This is a genomic window from Massilia sp. TSP1-1-2, assembly GCF_049896185.1.
In the GTDB taxonomy this organism is placed as follows: domain Bacteria; phylum Pseudomonadota; class Gammaproteobacteria; order Burkholderiales; family Burkholderiaceae_D; genus Telluria_A.
In genome coordinates this window covers 1-1,416 of record NZ_JAFCTU010000095.1, presented here as the reverse complement: position 1 = coordinate 1,416, position 1,416 = coordinate 1, and the positions used below count along the sequence as shown (strand labels likewise).

Here is a 1,416-nt window from a genome sequence, read left to right as displayed (position 1 = left end):
AATTCGCGTTCTGGGACAACGCCACCATGCACATGGCGGGTCTTCTCTTGCGCTGTATCCTGCGCTGCCTTTTGCTTGACCTCTGCTTGTCGCGCCGCCTCTTGCCTTGCTGCTTCCTGGCGCGCAGCATCCAGTTGGTTTTGCGCCTGCCGCGCCGCTTCCAGCTGCGCTTGCCTTGTCTGCTCTTGCCGGGCGGCTTCCAACCGCGCATTCTGCTGAGCCTTTTCTTCCTGGGTTGCGCGCTCTTGCCGCATTGCTTCTAGTCGCGTCGCCTCTTGCCTGGCCATCTCTTGACGCTGTGCGGCGATTCGGGCTGCTTCCCGGTTCGTGGCGCTTTCAGTGCTTTGCTTTTCCTGCTCAAGCCGTGTCTGTTCCAGAGCCTCCTGTTCAGGCCGTGGTACCGCCTCAGGACTAACTTGCCGCTCGGCGACTGCGGGCGCTCTGACCGGTGGCGCGTTGGCTGCGATCGGCAGGTCTACGTTGGGCCGCTGCGCTGGGGCCTTGGCCGGCATCGGTGCTGGTGGCGCAATTGCAACCTTGGCTGCCTCGGTATCGGCCATGTCGGCGACGGCTGGGGGCGGTGTGGCGGCAACCACCGGCAGCGTTGCGGGCGGCTCGGGCTGCGCCGGGGCAAGCAGGATGCGCAAATCATTGGCGCCCAGGCGCCTTTCTTTCCAAGGGAAATTGAGTCCGGGGAGGCCGAAGGTTTGCCCACCCAAGGCGACGCTCAGCAACAGGCCGTGAGCCAGCAAGGACAGCATCAGCGCAGTGTGCAGTCGCCAGGGGCCACGCTCGAGGATGGGGGCAGTTATCAATGGATGCCTTTGGCGGCGCGTGCAAGACGCAGTCAAACGGACTTCGGCAAGCTCCGTCTAAAGATTGTAAATTTTATCATGCCAGCTGGGCTGGTCAGTCGCACACAGGTGCGTGCCGGCTCACATCTTCTTACAAACTGCGCCAACGAATTTTGCAAAAGGCGCTAAGCTCTTGGCTCGGGAACTATGAAGTGGGTAGCAGATTATGAAGTCGCAGCTACTTGAAGACATTGGCCAAAGTGCTACCTTGTCCCTGGTATCTTCTGGAAAAGTGCCGGATGCCAGTTTGCTCCAGGCGGAGCAAGCAATTGGGCAAGAGCGCGCCACAACGCCTGTCAAGCCGCGCTCCGCGTTTGGGGTCTGGCGAGACAGGAGGGCTGCCGAGCCAGTACCTGAGCCAACTGCCATCGTGGAAGCGCCGCCTGTGCCTGTTGCTCCCGTTTCTGCGGCCGAAGCAGCGCTGCAAGGTCCGGTGTTCGACATCATCCTTTCCTCACCGCTGGCGCCGCAATCCGATTTGATCGAACCTGAAAGAACCTGGATCGAGCCATCGGTGCGGCGCTACTTGCTGTGCGGCTCGGTTGAGTCCCAGAACGCGACT

The 1,416-nt window shown here is 61.4% G+C and carries 1 protein-coding gene and 1 pseudogene; one reads left to right on the top strand and one right to left on the bottom strand.

What is annotated here, in order from left to right; translation table 11 throughout:
• Positions 1 to 761 (bottom strand): annotated as a pseudogene (locus ACP7BV_RS26980) (hypothetical protein); the annotation flags it as partial.
• 259 nt (positions 762 to 1,020) lie between these two features.
• Between ACP7BV_RS26980 and ACP7BV_RS26975 the strand changes: the two are divergent.
• Positions 1,021 to 1,416: hypothetical protein (locus ACP7BV_RS26975; protein ID WP_426107977.1), on the top strand; the 396-nt coding region annotated here is incomplete at its 3' end.